This is a genomic window from Carnobacterium sp. (genome assembly GCF_040274425.1).
Genome location: NZ_JBEMBC010000001.1, coordinates 1 through 16,624 on the forward strand (window position 1 = coordinate 1; position 16,624 = coordinate 16,624).

Here is a 16,624-nt window from a genome sequence, read left to right on the forward strand (position 1 = left end):
CTTTAATGCCTCTTCTAGACGTTCAAAATCAGACATTTTTTTACTTGGTTTTGATTTCTGACCTCTACGGTCAATTAATCCATCTTGACCATCAAGCTCATATTTACGAACCCAACCATATACTTGCTGGTATGATACCTGGTATTTATCTGCTGCTAACTGATAATCTTTCTGGTTCTCAAATGCATATCGAACAATTTCAAGACGCTCTTCAAAAGTGGTCTTTCTTCCTTTATCCATAAAATATCTTCCTTTACTAGATGGTTTAATACCACTAGTATACTCTTTGATCCATAATGCTAAAAGAGAAGAAGAGCTTAAATTGTATTTATGCATGACTTCGACCTGAGTCAATCCATTTTGAACTTCATTGATTAATTTCTTTTTAAATGTAGGAGTATAATTTTCTTTTGTTCTTTTTTTCTCTAACCCTTGAATACCATCCTGCCGATAGGCAGATACCCATTTTCCAATAACAGTTGGGTGACATCCAACTTGCTTAGCTATAGTCGTTTTAGAACTACTTCCATCTAAATATTTCAATACAGCTTCTAATTTTTCTTCAATTGTCCAGCGTTTATTTTTACGCAAAAAAATACCCCCAGTATAGTAAAGTAGAATTTTTATTATTTCTACTGTCTACTATATTGGGAGCATATCATTCACTGGCTGACCTTTTTTGTATTGCATTAGAAGAATCAGTGCTGTTGTGAAGAGCGATTAGCAAAGATAGAAGCGTCGATCTTGCGAAGATCACACCAATCTTTTACTTCTCCAAGCAAGATAATATCAGCTTGACTTAGATCTTTAATCGATTTTTTCCCAAGCAGAGTCATAATTGATGTGATTTGTTTCTTCCAGGCATTTACTTCTAAAATAGTAGCCTCTACACCATCTCTTAAAGCCATGTGCAAGAAGAGACCGGAAATGCCAACACCTTTTGCTCCCAGGGATAAGGATTTAACGATGTCTAAGGGATTACGTATACCGCCTGAGGCCAAAAGTTCTATTTCATTGATAAACGGCTGAGCTTCTACTAAAGAAATAACGGTTGATTGTCCCCAGTCTTCTAAATAATCAAACTTCTCGGTAGTCCGGCGATAGTTTTCGATCTGGGCAAAGTTTGTTCCACCTTGTCCACTAATATCAACGGTTTTTACACCAATTGAAGTCAATTGCTGGATAGTTTCTCGGCTCATTCCGAACCCGACTTCTTTAACGATGACAGGTACAGCTAAATGATGGACAATGTTTTCTAATTCTGTTAACCAATTGGAAAAATCGCGATCGCCTTCTGGCATAACGATTTCTTGTGGTGAGTTTACATGAATCTGAAGAGCGTCAGCTTGAATTAAGTCCACAGATTTCTTAGCGTTTTCAAGTGTTTGGCCTGTACCTAAGTTAGCAAAAACTACTCCATTTGGATTAACTTCTCTGACAATAGTGTAACTGTCTTTAACAGAAGGATCTTTAAGAGCTGCACTGATCGAACCAGTTGCCATAGCGATTCCAGTTTCTCGAGCAATCAAAGCTAATTTTTCATTTACCTTTTTTGTCCAAGTGCTTCCACCAGTCATTGCATTAATGTAAAAAGGGGACGCCATTTCTAGACCAGCAAATGAAGTAGAGATAGATGCATCAGCTACACTCATTTCAGGAAAAGAATGGTGAACAAAACGGAAAGAATCAAAATCTGATTTGCGTGTCTCTTTAGCAAATTTTTCGGCTAAAGAAACATGTTCATTTTTTCGGTTATTCGTAGGTTTCATAATGTGCTCCTCCAAAATTTTTTATCCATAAGAAAGGGGGCATTACTGATCCGATTTTTTGAATACGTGTAATGGAAGATTTATGATTCCTTCTTTTTCCCAATTTGTAATCAGTGACAATAAGCCTTCTTTTCGATTGAAAATAACAATTCCACAATCTCCGCCACCAGCACCTGATGATTTAGCAGCTCCTTTAAACTCTTCTGCCATTGCGCACAATTTAGTCAAAGCAGGTGTTTCAATCGTAACAGAGGTGTCTTGGCTCATTTGAAGCAGAAGTTGTCGGTTTTTTCTTATTTGACGTTGAATCTCATTTACATTTCCTTCTTGAAACGCATCTATCATTGCGTTAACACAGTGTTTGCTTTCTTTTAAAAAGGTCTCATATGCAATCGCATCTTGGCTGCGTTTGTTGGTTACTTCATCTACTAAATGAGAAGTAGAAGCCGGCGAACCAGTCCATCCAATAACTAAACGTAAGTCTTTTGGAGGAGTTAGTGGCGTAAATGATAAATGAGGCCATTTCATTTCAATCAATTCTTTTACTGTGCTGTGTTCTTTTTGTTCTAATACCCATGTAGGATCAAAAGTTGTAAAGGCTAGCCATCCGCCATAAACGCTAGCAGCAACATCACCACATGAACCGTTACTTTTAACAGATAAATGAGCTAAAGCTGCTAATTTGAAAATAACGTTTTTGTTGTCTTCAATGCCATAAAAACGACACAATGCTTGAACAGTAGCAACGGTAACAGCTGCACTCGAACCTAAACCGTATTTTTTACCTTGTGAGCTGTCTAATTCACTATCAACGGTTAAGTGATAAAAGGATAATTCTTTTCCTTGTTCCTTTGCGTATTCTTCGGTCAAACGGATAGCGGCTAAAATGTAGTGAAAAGGATTTTCACGTTTATCAAGTACTAAACGATCATTTTCACGTTTCCATAAAATAGGAAGATTTCCGTATTGAAAAGAGGTAATACTTCCTACGCGTTCCGATTGTTCAAGTGAGACGGTAATAAATTGATCTACAGCTACTAAGATAGCTGGATGACCTGGTTCAACAACGGCATATTCTCCCGCGATATACAACTTACCAGGTGCAGAAGCTTCAATCATACTGTAATTCCTCCTAAATAGTGAACCTTGTTTTTTAGACTGTTAGAACGTAACTTCTTGTAGGTCATGTCCAGGACCAGAGATAATCAGTTGTTCTTCATTAAAGTAATTTAAAAAGGCTGTTTTTATTTTTTGACTGTCAGATAAACGGCAAAGCACTTTAACATTTGGGCCGGCATCCATTGTAAAGTAACAAGGAATTCCTTGGTTACGTAATTGCCTTACGAGTTGCATAGCTACAACACTATCCGGTTCCCAATAAGAAATTGGCGGGTTAGCCCCTAACATAGTTCCATGCATTTTCATGCCATTGCTTTCTGTGATCTCGCCAACTTGTTCAAAGTCTTGATCACGGATAGCTTTCTTGATATTCACAAGATCAACCGCAGTACTTTCGACCCATCCTGAATAAAAAGGAGACGTTGCAACGGTTTGTTTCATGCCTTCACGACTAGAGAGTTCTTTTTGGTTTTTATTTACTACCACAACAAGCATACCAATATCCCAAGCAGCATCGTCAATTTTGACAGCATAAGAATCCATTGAAGAGGTTCCTTTTTGCCATTCAACAAAACCACCATAAATACTGCGGGTTGCTGACCCCGAACCTTGTCTTGCAAAAATAGAAAGTTCTTGAGGAGACAGGTTTAAGCCAGTTGCTAAATTAGCAGCTCCAGCTAAAGCAGCCATTCCAGAAGCAGATGAAGCCAGTCCTGCAGCTGTAGGAACATAATTGGTGCTTTTAATGATTGCAGGAGTTTTTACATCGGCTGTTTCTCTAAACAAATTTAAAAAGCGGCTAACTTTCTGAGTAGCAGCTTCATCTTGAAGATTATCATTTAAGTAAAACGTATCTTTTTCAATAGAGTGATCAAAAGACACAGAAGTTTCAGTATAAAATGCATCTAAAGTGAGAGAAAGACTACTGCTCGTAGGTAAAATAAGAGCATCATCGCGCTTTCCCCAGTATTTAATTAAGGCAATATTTGTATAGGCACGTACTTTTCTTGCATTACTCAACTTATTCATCTCCTAATTGGTGTGTCCATGTATTTACAGCACCAGCATCTAGTAAAGTATTTGAAATACGTGCAGCTGTGTCTTTGTCGGCTGCTAAAGCAATCATGCAACCTCCGCGTCCGCCACCCGTAAGTTTTGCACCTAATGCTCCGTTAGATCTTGCTGTACTCACTAAATGGTTCAATCGTTCGTTGCTTACACCTAAAGATGAAAGTGTTTTGTGAGCTTCATTCATGACTAACCCTAATGTTACAGGATTAGCAGATTCAATTGCAAATTTTGCTTGTCGTGCCAAGTCACCTAAACCATGGATAGCATCCATGGTTGTTTCGGTATTCTCTTTATTTAATTGCGCAATACTAGCAACAGCATCTCTAGTTTGACCTTTTAAACCTGTGTCAGCAACAATTAAATAGGCAGATAGAGATAAACTAAAAGGCACAAAGGGTTTTCCTTTTATATAATAAAGTGGATGTCTACCACTCGTCATTGCAGCATCTAAGCCGCTCGGATTTCCATGAGCAATTGTTTCTGAGATATTGGCTAATGCTAAAAGTTTTTCATCTGTAAGAGGGACTGAAAAATAAGCAAAAAGTGCACGAACTGTCGCGATGGCTACTGCAGCACTCGAGCCCATTCCTCTCTCAACGGGGATGGTACTTTCGATGGTCAATTTAAAATGCTTTAATTCTTGTTTTAATTCATTCACTGTCGATTCGACAACAGCTATTAGATTTTCTAAATGTTGAGGAGCTGAAGTTAGATTTCCTTGATAATAGACACAATCTAATTGAACCGGCCCTTCAATGGGCGTAATCGTCGAGTGGATGTGTGTTGCAGGAAAAGGAATGGCTATGGCGGGTTCTCCATAAACCACAGAGTGTTCCCCCATTAAAATGATTTTTCCATTAGCTTTTCCTAGCGCTGGTTTATTTAGATTCAACATGTTGTAACTCCTTTATTCCGTAATATAGTAATCGAACTCAAATCAGGAACTATTAAATTTGAGCGATTTTTTCAACTAGCCATGGAGCAGCATATAAGGTCATAAATTGAATGCCGTAATTCATGCCCATTTTATTTAATGTGCCACTTGCAATTCCAATTAAAAGAACACCAAAGATGTTAATTAAACCAGCATCCATATAAGCTAACAATAGGATAAAGGAAATGAATAGTCCTAAAATAGCTTCATGTGGAATTTTTAATAAAACGAATTGCGAAATTTTTCCAGCATATCGATTGATCACGATGTAACTGATAAGTGCAGCAAGAATTGAACCAATCAAAATAGCAATGGTGAATTCGGTTGTACTCAATATGTGATGCAAGTTATGATCAACGGTAAAGACGGGAGGAGCATTAAACAAAGGACTTCCTGGCCCAATAGCTGTAGGAGATAAAGGAATACCTAAAGCTATCAATGGAATAATAATACCAGAAAGGTACGTTGATTGTGCTAAAGCACTCATCGTAATAATAGCAGTAGAAGCTTTTTCAACAGGATCCTGTTTTTTATTTGCAACTAATTCGCCAAATAAAATAATCAACCCAACTGGACTTAAGACAAAAAGGAAATTTGAAAAAAGCGCAGATAGGGAAGCAGGTTTTAACTCACTTTTGGATAATACTTTGAAAGGATTTATTGTTTGATGAGCAGAAGTACTTTTAGGTAACGTAATTTTTTTATATTCATCGGTCAACATTTTCTCACGATTTGCCTTATTTAACAGCGAAAGAAGAGAAATAATCAAAGGTCCTATTGTGATACCTAAGAAGAAAGAGGTTGTAATATTAGTGTCTTTTGGCACAACACCAATTCCCCAGTATAAATAGCGCAACCCTTGGAAAAGCATCGCTAATGGAAGAATGCTCACTAACGATAAAATTTTGTTTTTTCCTATTAAAGAAAGAAAAATAGCTCCAATAACAAATAAAAGTGAAGAATAAGGTTGAATGATTTCTGCAAAAGGTGTTAATAAATCAGCTAACAATAAAGCAATTGGAACAGATATCAGCGTTCCAATTAAAGCTCCAGAAGCCATTTTTTTGATCGTGATCTCGGACATGCCTCGATTTTTTAAGTATAACGCATGTTCAATCATAGGGCTAGAAAGAACTCCGCCAGGGAGCCCAACTAAAGCTGTCGGCATTGAATTGGTTAAATTTAATGTCACGATTGCTGCGATAAAAAAAGTCAATACAATAATGGGTTGTACCCCAGATAAAATAATAGCTAACGTAACCGGCATTAAGACAGATGTTTCATCGGTACCAGGGATGAAACCTATAAAAGTATACAAAACAATTGCTGCAAGAGCAGCTATGACCATTTGAACCAATAATAACAAATCCATAATTTTTATTCTCTCCAATACTCGTTCTTAACTGTTCTCTTGTTCGTCTTCTATCGTAACGATTCTTTTTGGTTTAATGAACAGAGTTGAAAGAATAAATCCAATCACTGCACCTGCTAGACCAAAAAAAAGTTGTTTGGTTTTGTCGTCACTTGGAGCCAAAAAATAAGCACCCATAGTAGACCCACTAGATAAAAGGATGGAAATGATTAAATCTTTTAATTCAACAACGTCTCCCCAAATTTCAAATTTTTCTTGTTTCCCTTTTTTCATTGCGATCTCCCTTAATTGTATCCTATTAATAGGATGGATTGTAATCGTATAATGCTATACCAGAATATATAGTACACTATATATAAGATAAATGGCTAGTTAAGTTTCTTTAAAGATAAACTGTTTCCAAAGGTAAGGAAGAATAAAAACTATAAAACAAGCAATAATTTTGGTACAATAGTTCGGAAGTCTAGGAACTCGGGGGATCTATAATTATATGAAAGAGTCTGCTACATTTCATATCATTGAGCGTGAAGAATGGAAAAAATTAAACATTGATAGCATTGCTCCATTATCGTCCAATGAATTAGAAGAATTAAAAGGGTTGAATGACCAAATTTCAATTAAAGACGTGGAAGAGGTTTACATACCGATTGTTCACGTTTTAGATGTGTATTTGAAAAATTATGAACAGCTACAAGCCAAAAAAAATAAATTTTTAAAGAGAGACACACTTCAAAAACCCTATATCATTGGAATTGCTGGAAGTGTAGCCGTTGGAAAAAGTACCACAGCACGGTTACTACAGACGATGCTTTCAAGAGTATATAAAGATAAATCTGTAGAAATGATTACCACAGACGGTTTTTTGTATCCTAACAAAACGTTGATAGAAAAAGGAATCATGAACCGTAAAGGCTTCCCAGAAAGTTACGATATGCAGCAATTGATTTCATTTTTAGGAGATGTAAAAAACGGCAAATCATCCGTTGTTTCACCCGTCTATTCTCATGAGTTTTATGACATTATTGAAGGGGAAGAACATGTATTAGAACAGCCGGATATACTAATTGTTGAAGGCATCAATGTATTGCAGCTTCCAGCAAATCAACAAATCTATATTAGTGATTTTTTTGATTTTTCTATTTTTGTAGATGCTGAAGCAGAGTTAATAGAGAAATGGTATTTAGAACGTTTTGGTCTGCTATTAAGTACAGCGTTCAAACAGCCAGGAAATTATTATTCTTCTTATGCTGACGGGGACCGAGAAGCTGCATTCGAAATGGCTCGTGGAGTATGGGAAACAGTAAATTTGAAGAATTTAAAAGAGTTCATTTCTCCTACTAAGAACAGAGCAGAATTGATCATTCATAAAACAGAAAATCATTATATTGATCAACTTTTATTAAAAAAGTATTAAAGTGGTAAGGGATACAATAAATGTGCGGTTGACCAACGCTGAAATAGTCGGTAAAATGAAAAAATATAGAAAAAAATAAAGTTGAAAATAATAATTTGGGGTGGAATGTGTGGTAATGGTTACAGATTTAACAAATGTTGAAAAAATGATAGTACTAGATTTTGGAAGTCAATACAACCAATTGATTACACGACGTATTCGTGAATTAGGAGTTTATTCTGAATTGTTGTCTCATAAAGTGACAGCAGAAGAATTAAAAGGAATGAATGCAAAAGGGATTATTTTTTCTGGCGGTCCAATGAGTGTATATGATGAAGGCTCATTTTCTGTTGATCCTGAAATCTTTAATATGGGTATTCCTATTTTAGGGATTTGTTATGGTATGCAATTAATGACAACTGCTTTAGGCGGAAAAGTTGAAGGCAGTCAAAATAGAGAATATGGTAAAGCAAGCATCAATATTAATGAACAACAAGCTCCTTTATTTAACTCATTAGCTGAAAATGAAACAGTTTGGATGAGCCATGGAGATTTAGTTACTCAAGTTCCAGAAGGTTTTGTTGTTTCTGCAACTAGCCCACATTGTCCAATTGCATCAATGTTTAACCCACAAAAGAATTTCCATGCAGTTCAATTTCACCCTGAAGTACGTCATTCAGAACACGGAAATGAAATGTTGAAAAACTTTACTTTTGATGTGTGTGGTTGTGAAGGAAACTGGAGCATTGCTGATTTCATTGAATCTGAAATTGCAATTATTCGCGAAACAGTTGGCGATAAGAAAGTATTGCTTGGATTATCAGGCGGAGTAGACTCAAGTGTTGTTGGAGTTCTATTACAAAAAGCAATCGGCGATCAATTGACGTGTATCTTTGTTGACCACGGCTTATTGCGTAAAGGCGAAAGCGAACAAGTAATGGAAAGTTTAGTTGGTAAATTTGGCTTGAACATCATTCGTGTAGATGCGAAAGAACGTTTTATGACTAAATTAGCTGGTGTTAGCGATCCAGAAACAAAACGTAAAATCATCGGAAATGAATTTGTTTATGTCTTTGATGATGAAGCAACAAAACTTGAAGGTGTTGATTTCTTAGCTCAAGGCACGCTTTACACTGACGTGATCGAAAGTGGTACTGATACTGCTCAAACAATTAAATCACATCATAATGTAGGCGGACTTCCTGAAGATATGCAATTCAAATTGATCGAACCTTTAAATACTTTATTTAAAGATGAAGTTCGTGAATTAGGAATTCAATTAGGAATGCCTGAAAGCTTAGTATGGCGTCAACCATTCCCAGGCCCTGGTTTAGGAATTCGTGTAATCGGTGAAATAACAGAAGAAAAATTAGAAATCGTTCGCGATAGCGACTACATTCTAAGAGAAGAAATCGCTGCTGCCGGTCTTGACCGTGACATCTGGCAATACTTCACTGTTCTTCCTGGTTTCCGCAGTGTCGGAGTAATGGGAGACGGACGTACGTATGACTACACTATCGGAATTCGTGCAGTAACTTCAATTGATGGTATGACAAGTGATTTTGCCCGCATCCCATGGGATATCTTGCAAAAAATCTCTGTCCGTATCGTAAATGAAGTAAAACACGTTAACCGCATCGTGTATGACATTACGAGCAAGCCACCAGCAACAATTGAGTGGGAATAAAAAAACTTAGAGCCCTTTAAGGGTTCTAAGTTTTTTTTTCATTATTAATAAATAAAAGCAGAACTGTTAATAAGGCAAATCTAGTTTGGCATCTATGTTGAAATTATTCCAATATACTATGTTTTGATTTAAGAGTATTTTTAGAGTGTAGTTTGCAATATCAGTAGGAAAACTAATTTCAAATTCAGGTACACATGGCCATGTATTGTTATCATATGTATAAGTTATGCTTGTAGCATTATCTATTAGAGCTACCTGGATGTGGTAATTAGTAACTTGTTCCCCTCGATTTGTCTTAATAATGAATCTATTAGACATACCTATCACTTCTTCAATAAATGTCCAACGTCCAAAAAAAACAATCTTTTTACTATCAATTTGTATCAACTCATTATATTTCTTTTTGCTATCATCACTTAGCATATACATTAGGGTTTCTTTTTCAGCAATACTTCTTACCATAATCTTTTTTAGAGTATTTAGAGACATTTCATTTGGAACTACTATTTCAGCCTGTCTATGTGATATGATTTCATTTCTTTGAGCACCTGAAAAAGATCGATCATGATATATTTTACTAAATGGAAAATTAGCCAGTTCAAGCGGTGTATTACATAAGTGATATTCCGAACTATGCGCTAAACTATGTTTACAAAAAAAAGAATTTTCAGATGTTAAGACTTGTTTTAGATCAAATAGTAAAAATACAGGAAATGGGCAGTGGGCATTTAAATTTGTTGTTGTTCTTAAATTTCTCAATCCTTCATTATGATATTGTGTAGGAGTTTTAGGTCTAAAGTAAAGTCTTACATAGTCTTTCACTAGAATATTAGTTTGGTTGATAACGTCTTGACTTGCATTATCATTTTGCATTAATTCTAACTCTTTAGATTTTGAACGAGAATATACTTTTCCAATATTTAGGATTGAGATTATATTATCAATGTGACTGAAATGGTAACAGTATCTTGTCCAGCTTTTTCTAATCATAGGATGTAATCCGGTAAATATATTTCCTTCGTATAACTGGTCAGCAATGTAATCAAAAGTTAACGGGACTTCATTTGTCATATTAAACTACCTCCATCTGAAAAATTATCAGAAATAGGTAAATTACTATTTCTAACTGTTAATCCATAAGTTTCGCTACCGTTATTATTCAAAAGAAAAATATTTTCTAGGTAATCTAATAAATTCAATAATTTAAAAACTATTTGAGTATCATTATTATACGAAAATTCGACAGGAAGATCATAATCAAAAAGATATCCGTAATCTCTTAATTTTATCCATATGTCTAATAAATTATCTTCAGTAATTTTTATGGAATAGCCGTCATTTTTTAATTCAATATATTTTTCTAAACCATCATTCTCATAAAAAGTTCCATAATGTTCTGCGTCCTCAAATTCATTGTAAACATTAATATTCCAATGACCATCAAAATCTAATTTGTTATTATTATTTTTGATTTTAATAACTAAATCATCCCATAATTGTTTTATACTTAAATTTCTAGGACTATTATGCAACCATTGTAATGTTTGTTCAACGTTCATATGCTCAACGTTATTATTTTTTGAATCATAAATATGAATGAAAATATCTATAGGCAATGGTTTCAAGTACTTTTCCATTAAAGGTTTAACTTCTTTTTCCCAGTTTAAACCACCATTTCCGCAACCTAGTTGTGGAAATGAAATTGATGTGATTCCTTTTTCATCATAAGTCTCAACAAACTTTTTCAACCCTTCTTCTATATAATTTATTTTAGAAGGTTGTCTCCAATGTTGCTTAGTAGGAAAATTAAGAATCCATTTATTTTGAGATTTATATAGCCACAATTTTCCAATCTGTAATAACCCATTTTCACAGAATTCTCTATATTGATAATACATATCAGGGTATACGTCTTTAAAGCGTTTAGCTATACCTTTTCCCATAACTCCAACAGTATTTACAGTATTTACGAGTACTTGAGCCTGACTTTGAAATATATCTTGTTTAACATATAATAGCAAATTTATCCCCCCTTTACTGCACATAATTTAGTATAGATATAATAGTATCGTAGAATGAAAGATAAAATACACAAATAGTTAATAATTGAATTTTCAATAACTAGATAAATCATTTTTTTAAATTTATATATACATATAGATAATAGACAAAGAAGCATACTTATGATACCATAATTCGTTTTTTCATACTATGGTATCAAAGGGAATTATTAAGTTATATTGTAGTATTGTAGATACTTCTTTAATCAAGAAATTTTTTTTGGAATTACAATATATTTCTGTTGTTAGATTTTATTTATATTTATATTTTCTTTTTTTATTTTTTAGTTAAAATCTACATAATATTCTTCTTTTTACTGAATTTACGTTACATATTACTAATTGTACTGACTCTCAAATTTTAAATATATGTAATTCTTAATAAGAATACATTTTTAAACTTAGATAGAAGTGAAAATGTTTCTATAGCTATAAACTATCTCTATTTATTTGATGTGTTCTTCGTTTTCAACCTTTTGATGATATACTATAATTATTATACAAAGAAAACGAGGTTAGGACATGAATGTAGGGTAACTTGCGAAAAATAGACAAGATCTTTTAAAATTATTGATACAAAAAGTCTCAGATTTTTCAGGAATAGAGGGTATCTTTCTTGGAGGATCGATAGCTGCAAAAAATGAAAATTCTTTTTCAAATATTGATTTGAGAATTTTGCTTAATGATTCATACTTGAAAAAAGAATTCATTCAACTATTTGTGGATGAGCTTAATGAAATAATGTTTATTGAAACAAAATCAACTTCTTATGCAGTCATTCATTTTAACAACTTTATTAAGTTAGATATATTTGTGTACAATAAATCAGATTTAATGCCTATTGTTTGGTTGTAAAACATACTTATTATTTTTGATAAAGAAGGTTTTTTAAACGAATTAAAAAGTAAAGCTAAAGAATTAGTCTATCGCATTACACAAAACGAATTGATGATTTAATATCAAAGTATTTTGCTTTTTTTCATGAATTATATCGTCGAAAAGAACGTAAGGAGACCAACTATTGTGAATCATGTACATTGATATTAAAGAACATTCTAGTTGCTCTTTGGTATGTTGAACTAGGATACCAACCTAATTCATTGGGTGATTGGAGTAAGTATGAGGGAAATAGATCTAAATTAACAAAATTTCAATTAAAATATTTAGATAAGTGTACTCCAGTTTTAATTGAAGGGATTGAGAGTTTTATGAAATCTATTAATAAGGAAACTTTGAAATCTATTGAACAGATTTCAAAGCAATATCATTTATCTTTTAATAAAAAACAGTTCATTATGATAACTTCAAAAGTTCTTTAAGGGGGAAGGCTATAAGTATAACTTTTTACAAAATGATCTCTAAGAAACTAGTATTTCTTAGAGAATAATATTATTGTATCTAAGATGATATCATTAGAAGCAACTTCAGTACATATACTCATTTAAGGTGACATAATTATTGTACAAAATACATATCCTTGCTACAATGTACCTAACAAATCGAAAGGTTGTGCTTAAATGTACACTATCTAAAACAAATCGTAATTGAAGAAGAAACTTTTTTCTGCCAATAGGGTAGGTTTCTTTGCAACGGTTTTTTTAGATACATCATTTAAACAACTTTTTGAATCGGTAATAGAGTTGCCATCTATAGACATACTAGGATTCTCTCTGTTTAATTGAACTTGACCGACCGTCTGCAGAAACTTGCTGGCGGTCGTTTTTATTTATTAGATAGGAGGAATAAATATGTTACAAGTGAGAAATTTGACCTTACACCACTTAATGGATTTAAAAGAAATCATCAGGGACTTGAGTTTTACAGTCAATCCTGGAGAAAAGGTAGCCATTATCGGGGAAGAAGGAAATGGCAAGTCAACATTATTAAAATGGATTCTTGAAGATAAAAGTATCGAATCTTATATTCAAGCAGAAGGGGAATTGATCAACCAGTTCAGCCGTACCATCTATTTGCCGCAATCCTTACCGCAAGAATATATGGAGTATACTGTTGATCAGTACTTTTTTGGACAAGCAGATGCTATGGACATGGACTATCAAATGCTTTATCAATTAGTAGGGCAACTTGGATTTGATGCTGACAGGTTAACAAGCTCGCAACAGTTAGGAAGTCTATCCGGTGGCGAAAAAATCAAAGTCCAGCTACTAAAAGCACTCTCGACAGATCCTGATTTGCTATTGCTTGATGAGCCTTCCAACGACTTAGATCTTGATACAGTCAAATGGTTAGAGCACTTTATAAAATCTACACCACTAACGATTATTTTCATCTCGCATGACGAATCTCTGCTCGCAGCGACAGCGACCAAAGTCATTCAGATTGAGCTATTAAGGCACAAGACAGTACCCGTCTCGACTGTGTCCAAATTATCTTATAAAGAATACATTGAACAAAAAGAAGCACGCTATGAACACCAATCTCAAGTCGCCAACAAGCAGCGGGAAGAACACCAAAAACAAATGGATAAATACCGACAAGTTGAAAGCAGTGTACACCATGCACAAGGAGCCATCTCACGGCAAGATCCGTCTGGAGCAAGGTTATTAAAAAAGAAAATGCATGCAGTAAAATCAATGGGCAAAAGGTTTGAACGCGAAAAGGAAAATTTTGAAGATATTCCACTAAAAGCAGATGCTATTTTAGTGAAATTCTCAAATACTAAATCCCTTCCTGCAAATAAAACCATTCTCCATTTGGAAGATAAAAGTGTGAAATTAGGAGATAAAGTTTTAGCTCATTCATTGAACTTGCTGGTTCGGTCTCCTCAAAAAATAGGGATCGTTGGACAAAACGGGGTGGGCAAAAGTACACTGTTGAAGCAATTATGGGTAGAATTAAAGCAGCGTACCGACATTGCAGCTGGCTATATGCCGCAAAATTATGCTGAGTATTTACGGATGGATGAAACACCGGTTGAATTTCTGAGTGAAACCGGAGACAGTGAAGAACGCACTCAAGTGATGACTTACCTAGGAAGCATGCGTTTTACGACAGATGAAATGCATCATCCAATCCGGTCACTATCAGGAGGGCAACAAGCCAAATTGTTATTATTGAAAATCGATTTGTTGGGACCGAATATGTTGCTCCTAGATGAGCCGACACGAAATTTTTCGCCGCTGTCCCAACCAGAACTCAGAAAGTTATTTAAAAATTTCGAAGGATCGATTATTACTATCTCCCATGATCGGATGTTTTTAAAAGAAGTCTGCGACCATGTCTATGAAATGAAAAATGATGGATTGATTCAGGTAGAGATGGAATAGATTAAGAGTAAATGAAAAAATCCTAACCCTATTGTTAGATCAATAGGGTTAGGATTTTTTATGGAATAATAGTACTTTTTTAACTATTCTTAACTATGCTGGTATATTTAATTTGTTTGTCTTTAAAATAAAAGTATAAAGCATAAAATTGTATGGCTAAACCGATAAAAAAGATTTGGTGTGCTATTGAACCAACATACCAAACACAGTGATACTTTCACCGATTAAATTATACTTATAAAATTTATCTTTCATTTAATAGTCTACTTTTCTTTTCGAGCAATGTGGACAAAAATTACTTGATCTCTTGAAGCGCTACCTCTACTTTTTCTGTTACTTCTTGATTATCTTTTTCATAAACAAATTCGATAAACATATCTTTTCCAGATTCAATATTTTTAGAAGGTACAACAAATCCAACTAAATCATCATCTAATGGAGTAGTACGTGTGTCTAAGATTCCGTCTTGGTTTGCGCCAGTACTGATGGAGAAAAAAAGATTATCCTCTTCATCATAGAAACCCATACCGGCCTGTTTAACTAAATCAGCAGTGTCGCTGTTCGTATGTTCAATAGCAAATAGTTGATAGGTTGGTTGAATATATAATTCAGTTCCATTTGTTACAATTACCAGATTTTCAAGAGCAACATCTTTTGTTCGAGCATCGATTGAAAATGTATGTAGTGTATTGGTTGTCGTACAGGCACTTAAAAATATAGAACTCATCAAAAATAAGACAGTTTTTTTCATTTCTTGCCTCCTATAGTAGAGCTTTTCTTAAGTATACAATAAAGAATAGGTAAATAAACCAGATGTTTTTTTATAATTAGATAAATCATCTATCGAAGAAAGGCCAAGGTATTTTCAGTACGATTACTAACTGAATAGTACATGAAATTTTTGGAGGAATAGGAGTTGCTTGTTGCCATGTAAAGGATTCAATGAGAATTACAAAGCGTTTTCGCTTCAGCGATTACACTTTGTTTGAAGCTTGAAAATCTCGAAGACTATAGGCTTCGGACAGTCCCATGGCTCTCTACAAGCAAATCCGTCCATTCCAGAAGAAATTTAATTTTTTTGTATTCTGGTCTTTTTCAAAATAATGTATTCAATAGGAAAAGAGCTATTATCTAGGCTTATTGATTAAATAGGTGTCAGGTAAAGCTTTATTTGACTAATAAGTTGGCTTATTGATTAAATGAGGTCTAAATAAGTTTCCATATTGACTAATAAAGTAGAATTATTGATTAAATGAACATTAAAAAAGTTTTCATTTGACTAATAAATATAGACTTATCGGTTAATACCAAAATATATTTTTATTTAGCCCGATTTTTTAGCCAAACCAAATCGATTGTTCTCTAATAGAACTTTCTTTCGAGTCAGAAGCGTGAACGGTATTTTCAGATAAACTAAGACCGTAAAGGGCACGAATGGTATTGTCTGGGGACATTTCAGGATCTGTGGTCCCATTTAATGCCCGAACTCGACTAATGGCATTGTCGCCTTCCAAAACGAGAGCAACTAATGGACTCCTTGTAAGGTAAGCAACCAAGCGGTTAAAAAACGGCTTTCCCTGGTGCTCTGCATAATGTTTTTCTGCTAATTCAGTAGAGGCATGAATGAATTTCATATCACAAATTTTCAAACCATTTCTTTCATATTCTACTAGAATTCTCCCAATTAGATTTCGTTCTACAGCATCTGGTTTGATCAATACAAGTGTTTTTTCTGTCATGTTAAAAAACCTCCTAAGAGTTTATTAATCTAATCTTAACACGTTAAGGCTTTTTTTGCGTAGAAGACCACACTTTGTGGGGTAGGGGGAAAGAGTAAGACTAGATTTTATTTTATCTATATGTTAAAGACGAAGGTTGTTCTATTAATGTACACCAAAGTTTTTCAAAAAGTTAATTATATTATAGAATTAC

Annotated in this window: 15 protein-coding genes; 4 read left to right on the top strand and 11 right to left on the bottom strand. The window is 34.2% G+C overall.

Annotated elements, in window-relative coordinates; all coding sequences use genetic code 11:
* From ABS911_RS00005 to ABS911_RS00035, 7 genes are all read right to left on the bottom strand, one after another.
* The coding region (locus ABS911_RS00005; RefSeq protein WP_350465668.1) for a helix-turn-helix domain-containing protein at window positions 1-591 on the bottom strand (591 nt) is incomplete at its 3' end.
* A gap of 107 nt (window positions 592-698) precedes the next feature.
* Window positions 699-1,769 (bottom strand): type 2 isopentenyl-diphosphate Delta-isomerase, encoded by a 1,071-nt coding sequence (fni, locus tag ABS911_RS00010; protein ID WP_350465669.1) that lies wholly within the window; start codon window positions 1,767-1,769, stop codon window positions 699-701.
* 42 nt (window positions 1,770-1,811) lie between these two features.
* Window positions 1,812-2,888 carry a phosphomevalonate kinase gene (locus tag ABS911_RS00015; protein WP_350465670.1) on the bottom strand — a complete coding sequence of 359 codons (1,077 nt, stop codon included), beginning with the start codon at window positions 2,886-2,888 and terminating at the stop codon, window positions 1,812-1,814.
* A gap of 42 nt (window positions 2,889-2,930) precedes the next feature.
* Window positions 2,931-3,917 carry a diphosphomevalonate decarboxylase gene (gene mvaD / locus ABS911_RS00020; protein WP_350465671.1) on the bottom strand — a complete coding sequence of 329 codons (987 nt, stop codon included), beginning with the start codon at window positions 3,915-3,917 and terminating at the stop codon, window positions 2,931-2,933.
* Complete coding sequence (gene mvk, locus ABS911_RS00025; protein ID WP_350465672.1) at window positions 3,910-4,854, bottom strand: mevalonate kinase; 945 nt, start codon at window positions 4,852-4,854, stop codon at window positions 3,910-3,912. Before mvk ends, mvaD begins: the two co-directional genes overlap by 8 nt.
* Window positions 4,855-4,906: 52 nt before the next feature.
* Window positions 4,907-6,265: a tripartite tricarboxylate transporter permease gene (locus ABS911_RS00030; RefSeq protein ID WP_350465673.1), complete on the bottom strand. Its 1,359-nt coding sequence runs from the start codon at window positions 6,263-6,265 to the stop codon at window positions 4,907-4,909.
* 27 nt (window positions 6,266-6,292) lie between these two features.
* Window positions 6,293-6,538 (bottom strand): hypothetical protein, encoded by a 246-nt coding sequence (locus tag ABS911_RS00035; RefSeq protein WP_350465674.1) that lies wholly within the window; start codon window positions 6,536-6,538, stop codon window positions 6,293-6,295.
* 217 nt (window positions 6,539-6,755) lie between these two features.
* Here ABS911_RS00035 and coaA point away from each other — a divergent pair, with 217 nt between their 5' ends.
* Both coaA and guaA read left to right on the top strand, forming a co-directional pair.
* On the top strand, window positions 6,756-7,679 hold the full coding sequence (coaA, locus tag ABS911_RS00040) for a type I pantothenate kinase (protein WP_350465675.1): 924 nt from the start codon (window positions 6,756-6,758) through the stop codon (window positions 7,677-7,679).
* A 115-nt stretch (window positions 7,680-7,794) separates the two neighbouring features.
* On the top strand, window positions 7,795-9,345 hold the full coding sequence (guaA, locus tag ABS911_RS00045) for a glutamine-hydrolyzing GMP synthase (protein WP_502880483.1): 1,551 nt from the start codon (window positions 7,795-7,797) through the stop codon (window positions 9,343-9,345).
* Window positions 9,346-9,411: 66 nt separating this feature from the next.
* Here the strand turns inward: guaA and ABS911_RS00050 are convergent, their stop codons facing one another.
* Window positions 9,412-10,416, bottom strand: a complete 1,005-nt coding sequence (locus tag ABS911_RS00050; protein WP_350465677.1) for a DarT ssDNA thymidine ADP-ribosyltransferase family protein — start codon at window positions 10,414-10,416, stop codon at window positions 9,412-9,414.
* The gene (locus ABS911_RS00055; RefSeq protein WP_350465678.1) at window positions 10,413-11,366 is read right to left on the bottom strand and encodes a macro domain-containing protein; all 954 of its coding nucleotides are present in this window, start codon (window positions 11,364-11,366) and stop codon (window positions 10,413-10,415) included. The genes ABS911_RS00050 and ABS911_RS00055 overlap by 4 nt, the downstream gene beginning before the upstream one ends.
* A gap of 609 nt (window positions 11,367-11,975) precedes the next feature.
* Here ABS911_RS00055 and ABS911_RS00060 point away from each other — a divergent pair.
* The gene (locus ABS911_RS00060) at window positions 11,976-12,260 is read left to right on the top strand and encodes a hypothetical protein (RefSeq protein ID WP_350465679.1); all 285 of its coding nucleotides are present in this window, start codon (window positions 11,976-11,978) and stop codon (window positions 12,258-12,260) included.
* A gap of 893 nt (window positions 12,261-13,153) precedes the next feature.
* Window positions 13,154-14,692, top strand: a complete 1,539-nt coding sequence (locus ABS911_RS00065; protein ID WP_350465680.1) for an ATP-binding cassette domain-containing protein — start codon at window positions 13,154-13,156, stop codon at window positions 14,690-14,692.
* 295 nt (window positions 14,693-14,987) lie between these two features.
* On the opposite strand, the gene ABS911_RS00070 is transcribed toward ABS911_RS00065, so the two are convergent.
* Together ABS911_RS00070 and ndk are read right to left on the bottom strand one after the other, a co-directional pair.
* Window positions 14,988-15,443 (bottom strand): hypothetical protein, encoded by a 456-nt coding sequence (locus ABS911_RS00070; RefSeq protein ID WP_350465681.1) that lies wholly within the window; start codon window positions 15,441-15,443, stop codon window positions 14,988-14,990.
* Between the two features lie 586 nt (window positions 15,444-16,029).
* Window positions 16,030-16,431, bottom strand: a complete 402-nt coding sequence (gene ndk, locus ABS911_RS00075) for a nucleoside-diphosphate kinase (RefSeq protein WP_350465682.1) — start codon at window positions 16,429-16,431, stop codon at window positions 16,030-16,032.
* Window positions 16,432-16,624 lie beyond the last annotated feature (193 nt).

What these genes read in the sequence shown, in the direction of transcription:
- ndk (WP_350465682.1), bottom strand. Translation starts at nt 16,431, where the DNA reads ATGACAGAAAAAACACTTGTATTGATCAAACCAGATGCTGTAGAACGA.
- ABS911_RS00070 (WP_350465681.1), bottom strand. Translation starts at nt 15,443, where the DNA reads ATGAAAAAAACTGTCTTATTTTTGATGAGTTCTATATTTTTAAGTGCC.
- ABS911_RS00015 (WP_350465670.1), bottom strand. Translation starts at nt 2,888, where the DNA reads ATGATTGAAGCTTCTGCACCTGGTAAGTTGTATATCGCGGGAGAATAT.
- ABS911_RS00065 (WP_350465680.1), top strand. Translation starts at nt 13,154, where the DNA reads ATGTTACAAGTGAGAAATTTGACCTTACACCACTTAATGGATTTAAAA.
- ABS911_RS00050 (WP_350465677.1), bottom strand. Translation starts at nt 10,416, where the DNA reads ATGACAAATGAAGTCCCGTTAACTTTTGATTACATTGCTGACCAGTTA.
- mvaD (WP_350465671.1), bottom strand. Translation starts at nt 3,917, where the DNA reads ATGAATAAGTTGAGTAATGCAAGAAAAGTACGTGCCTATACAAATATT.
- guaA (WP_502880483.1), top strand. Translation starts at nt 7,795, where the DNA reads ATGGTTACAGATTTAACAAATGTTGAAAAAATGATAGTACTAGATTTT.
- mvk (WP_350465672.1), bottom strand. Translation starts at nt 4,854, where the DNA reads ATGTTGAATCTAAATAAACCAGCGCTAGGAAAAGCTAATGGAAAAATC.
- ABS911_RS00030 (WP_350465673.1), bottom strand. Translation starts at nt 6,265, where the DNA reads ATGGATTTGTTATTATTGGTTCAAATGGTCATAGCTGCTCTTGCAGCA.
- ABS911_RS00035 (WP_350465674.1), bottom strand. Translation starts at nt 6,538, where the DNA reads ATGAAAAAAGGGAAACAAGAAAAATTTGAAATTTGGGGAGACGTTGTT.
- fni (WP_350465669.1), bottom strand. Translation starts at nt 1,769, where the DNA reads ATGAAACCTACGAATAACCGAAAAAATGAACATGTTTCTTTAGCCGAA.
- coaA (WP_350465675.1), top strand. Translation starts at nt 6,756, where the DNA reads ATGAAAGAGTCTGCTACATTTCATATCATTGAGCGTGAAGAATGGAAA.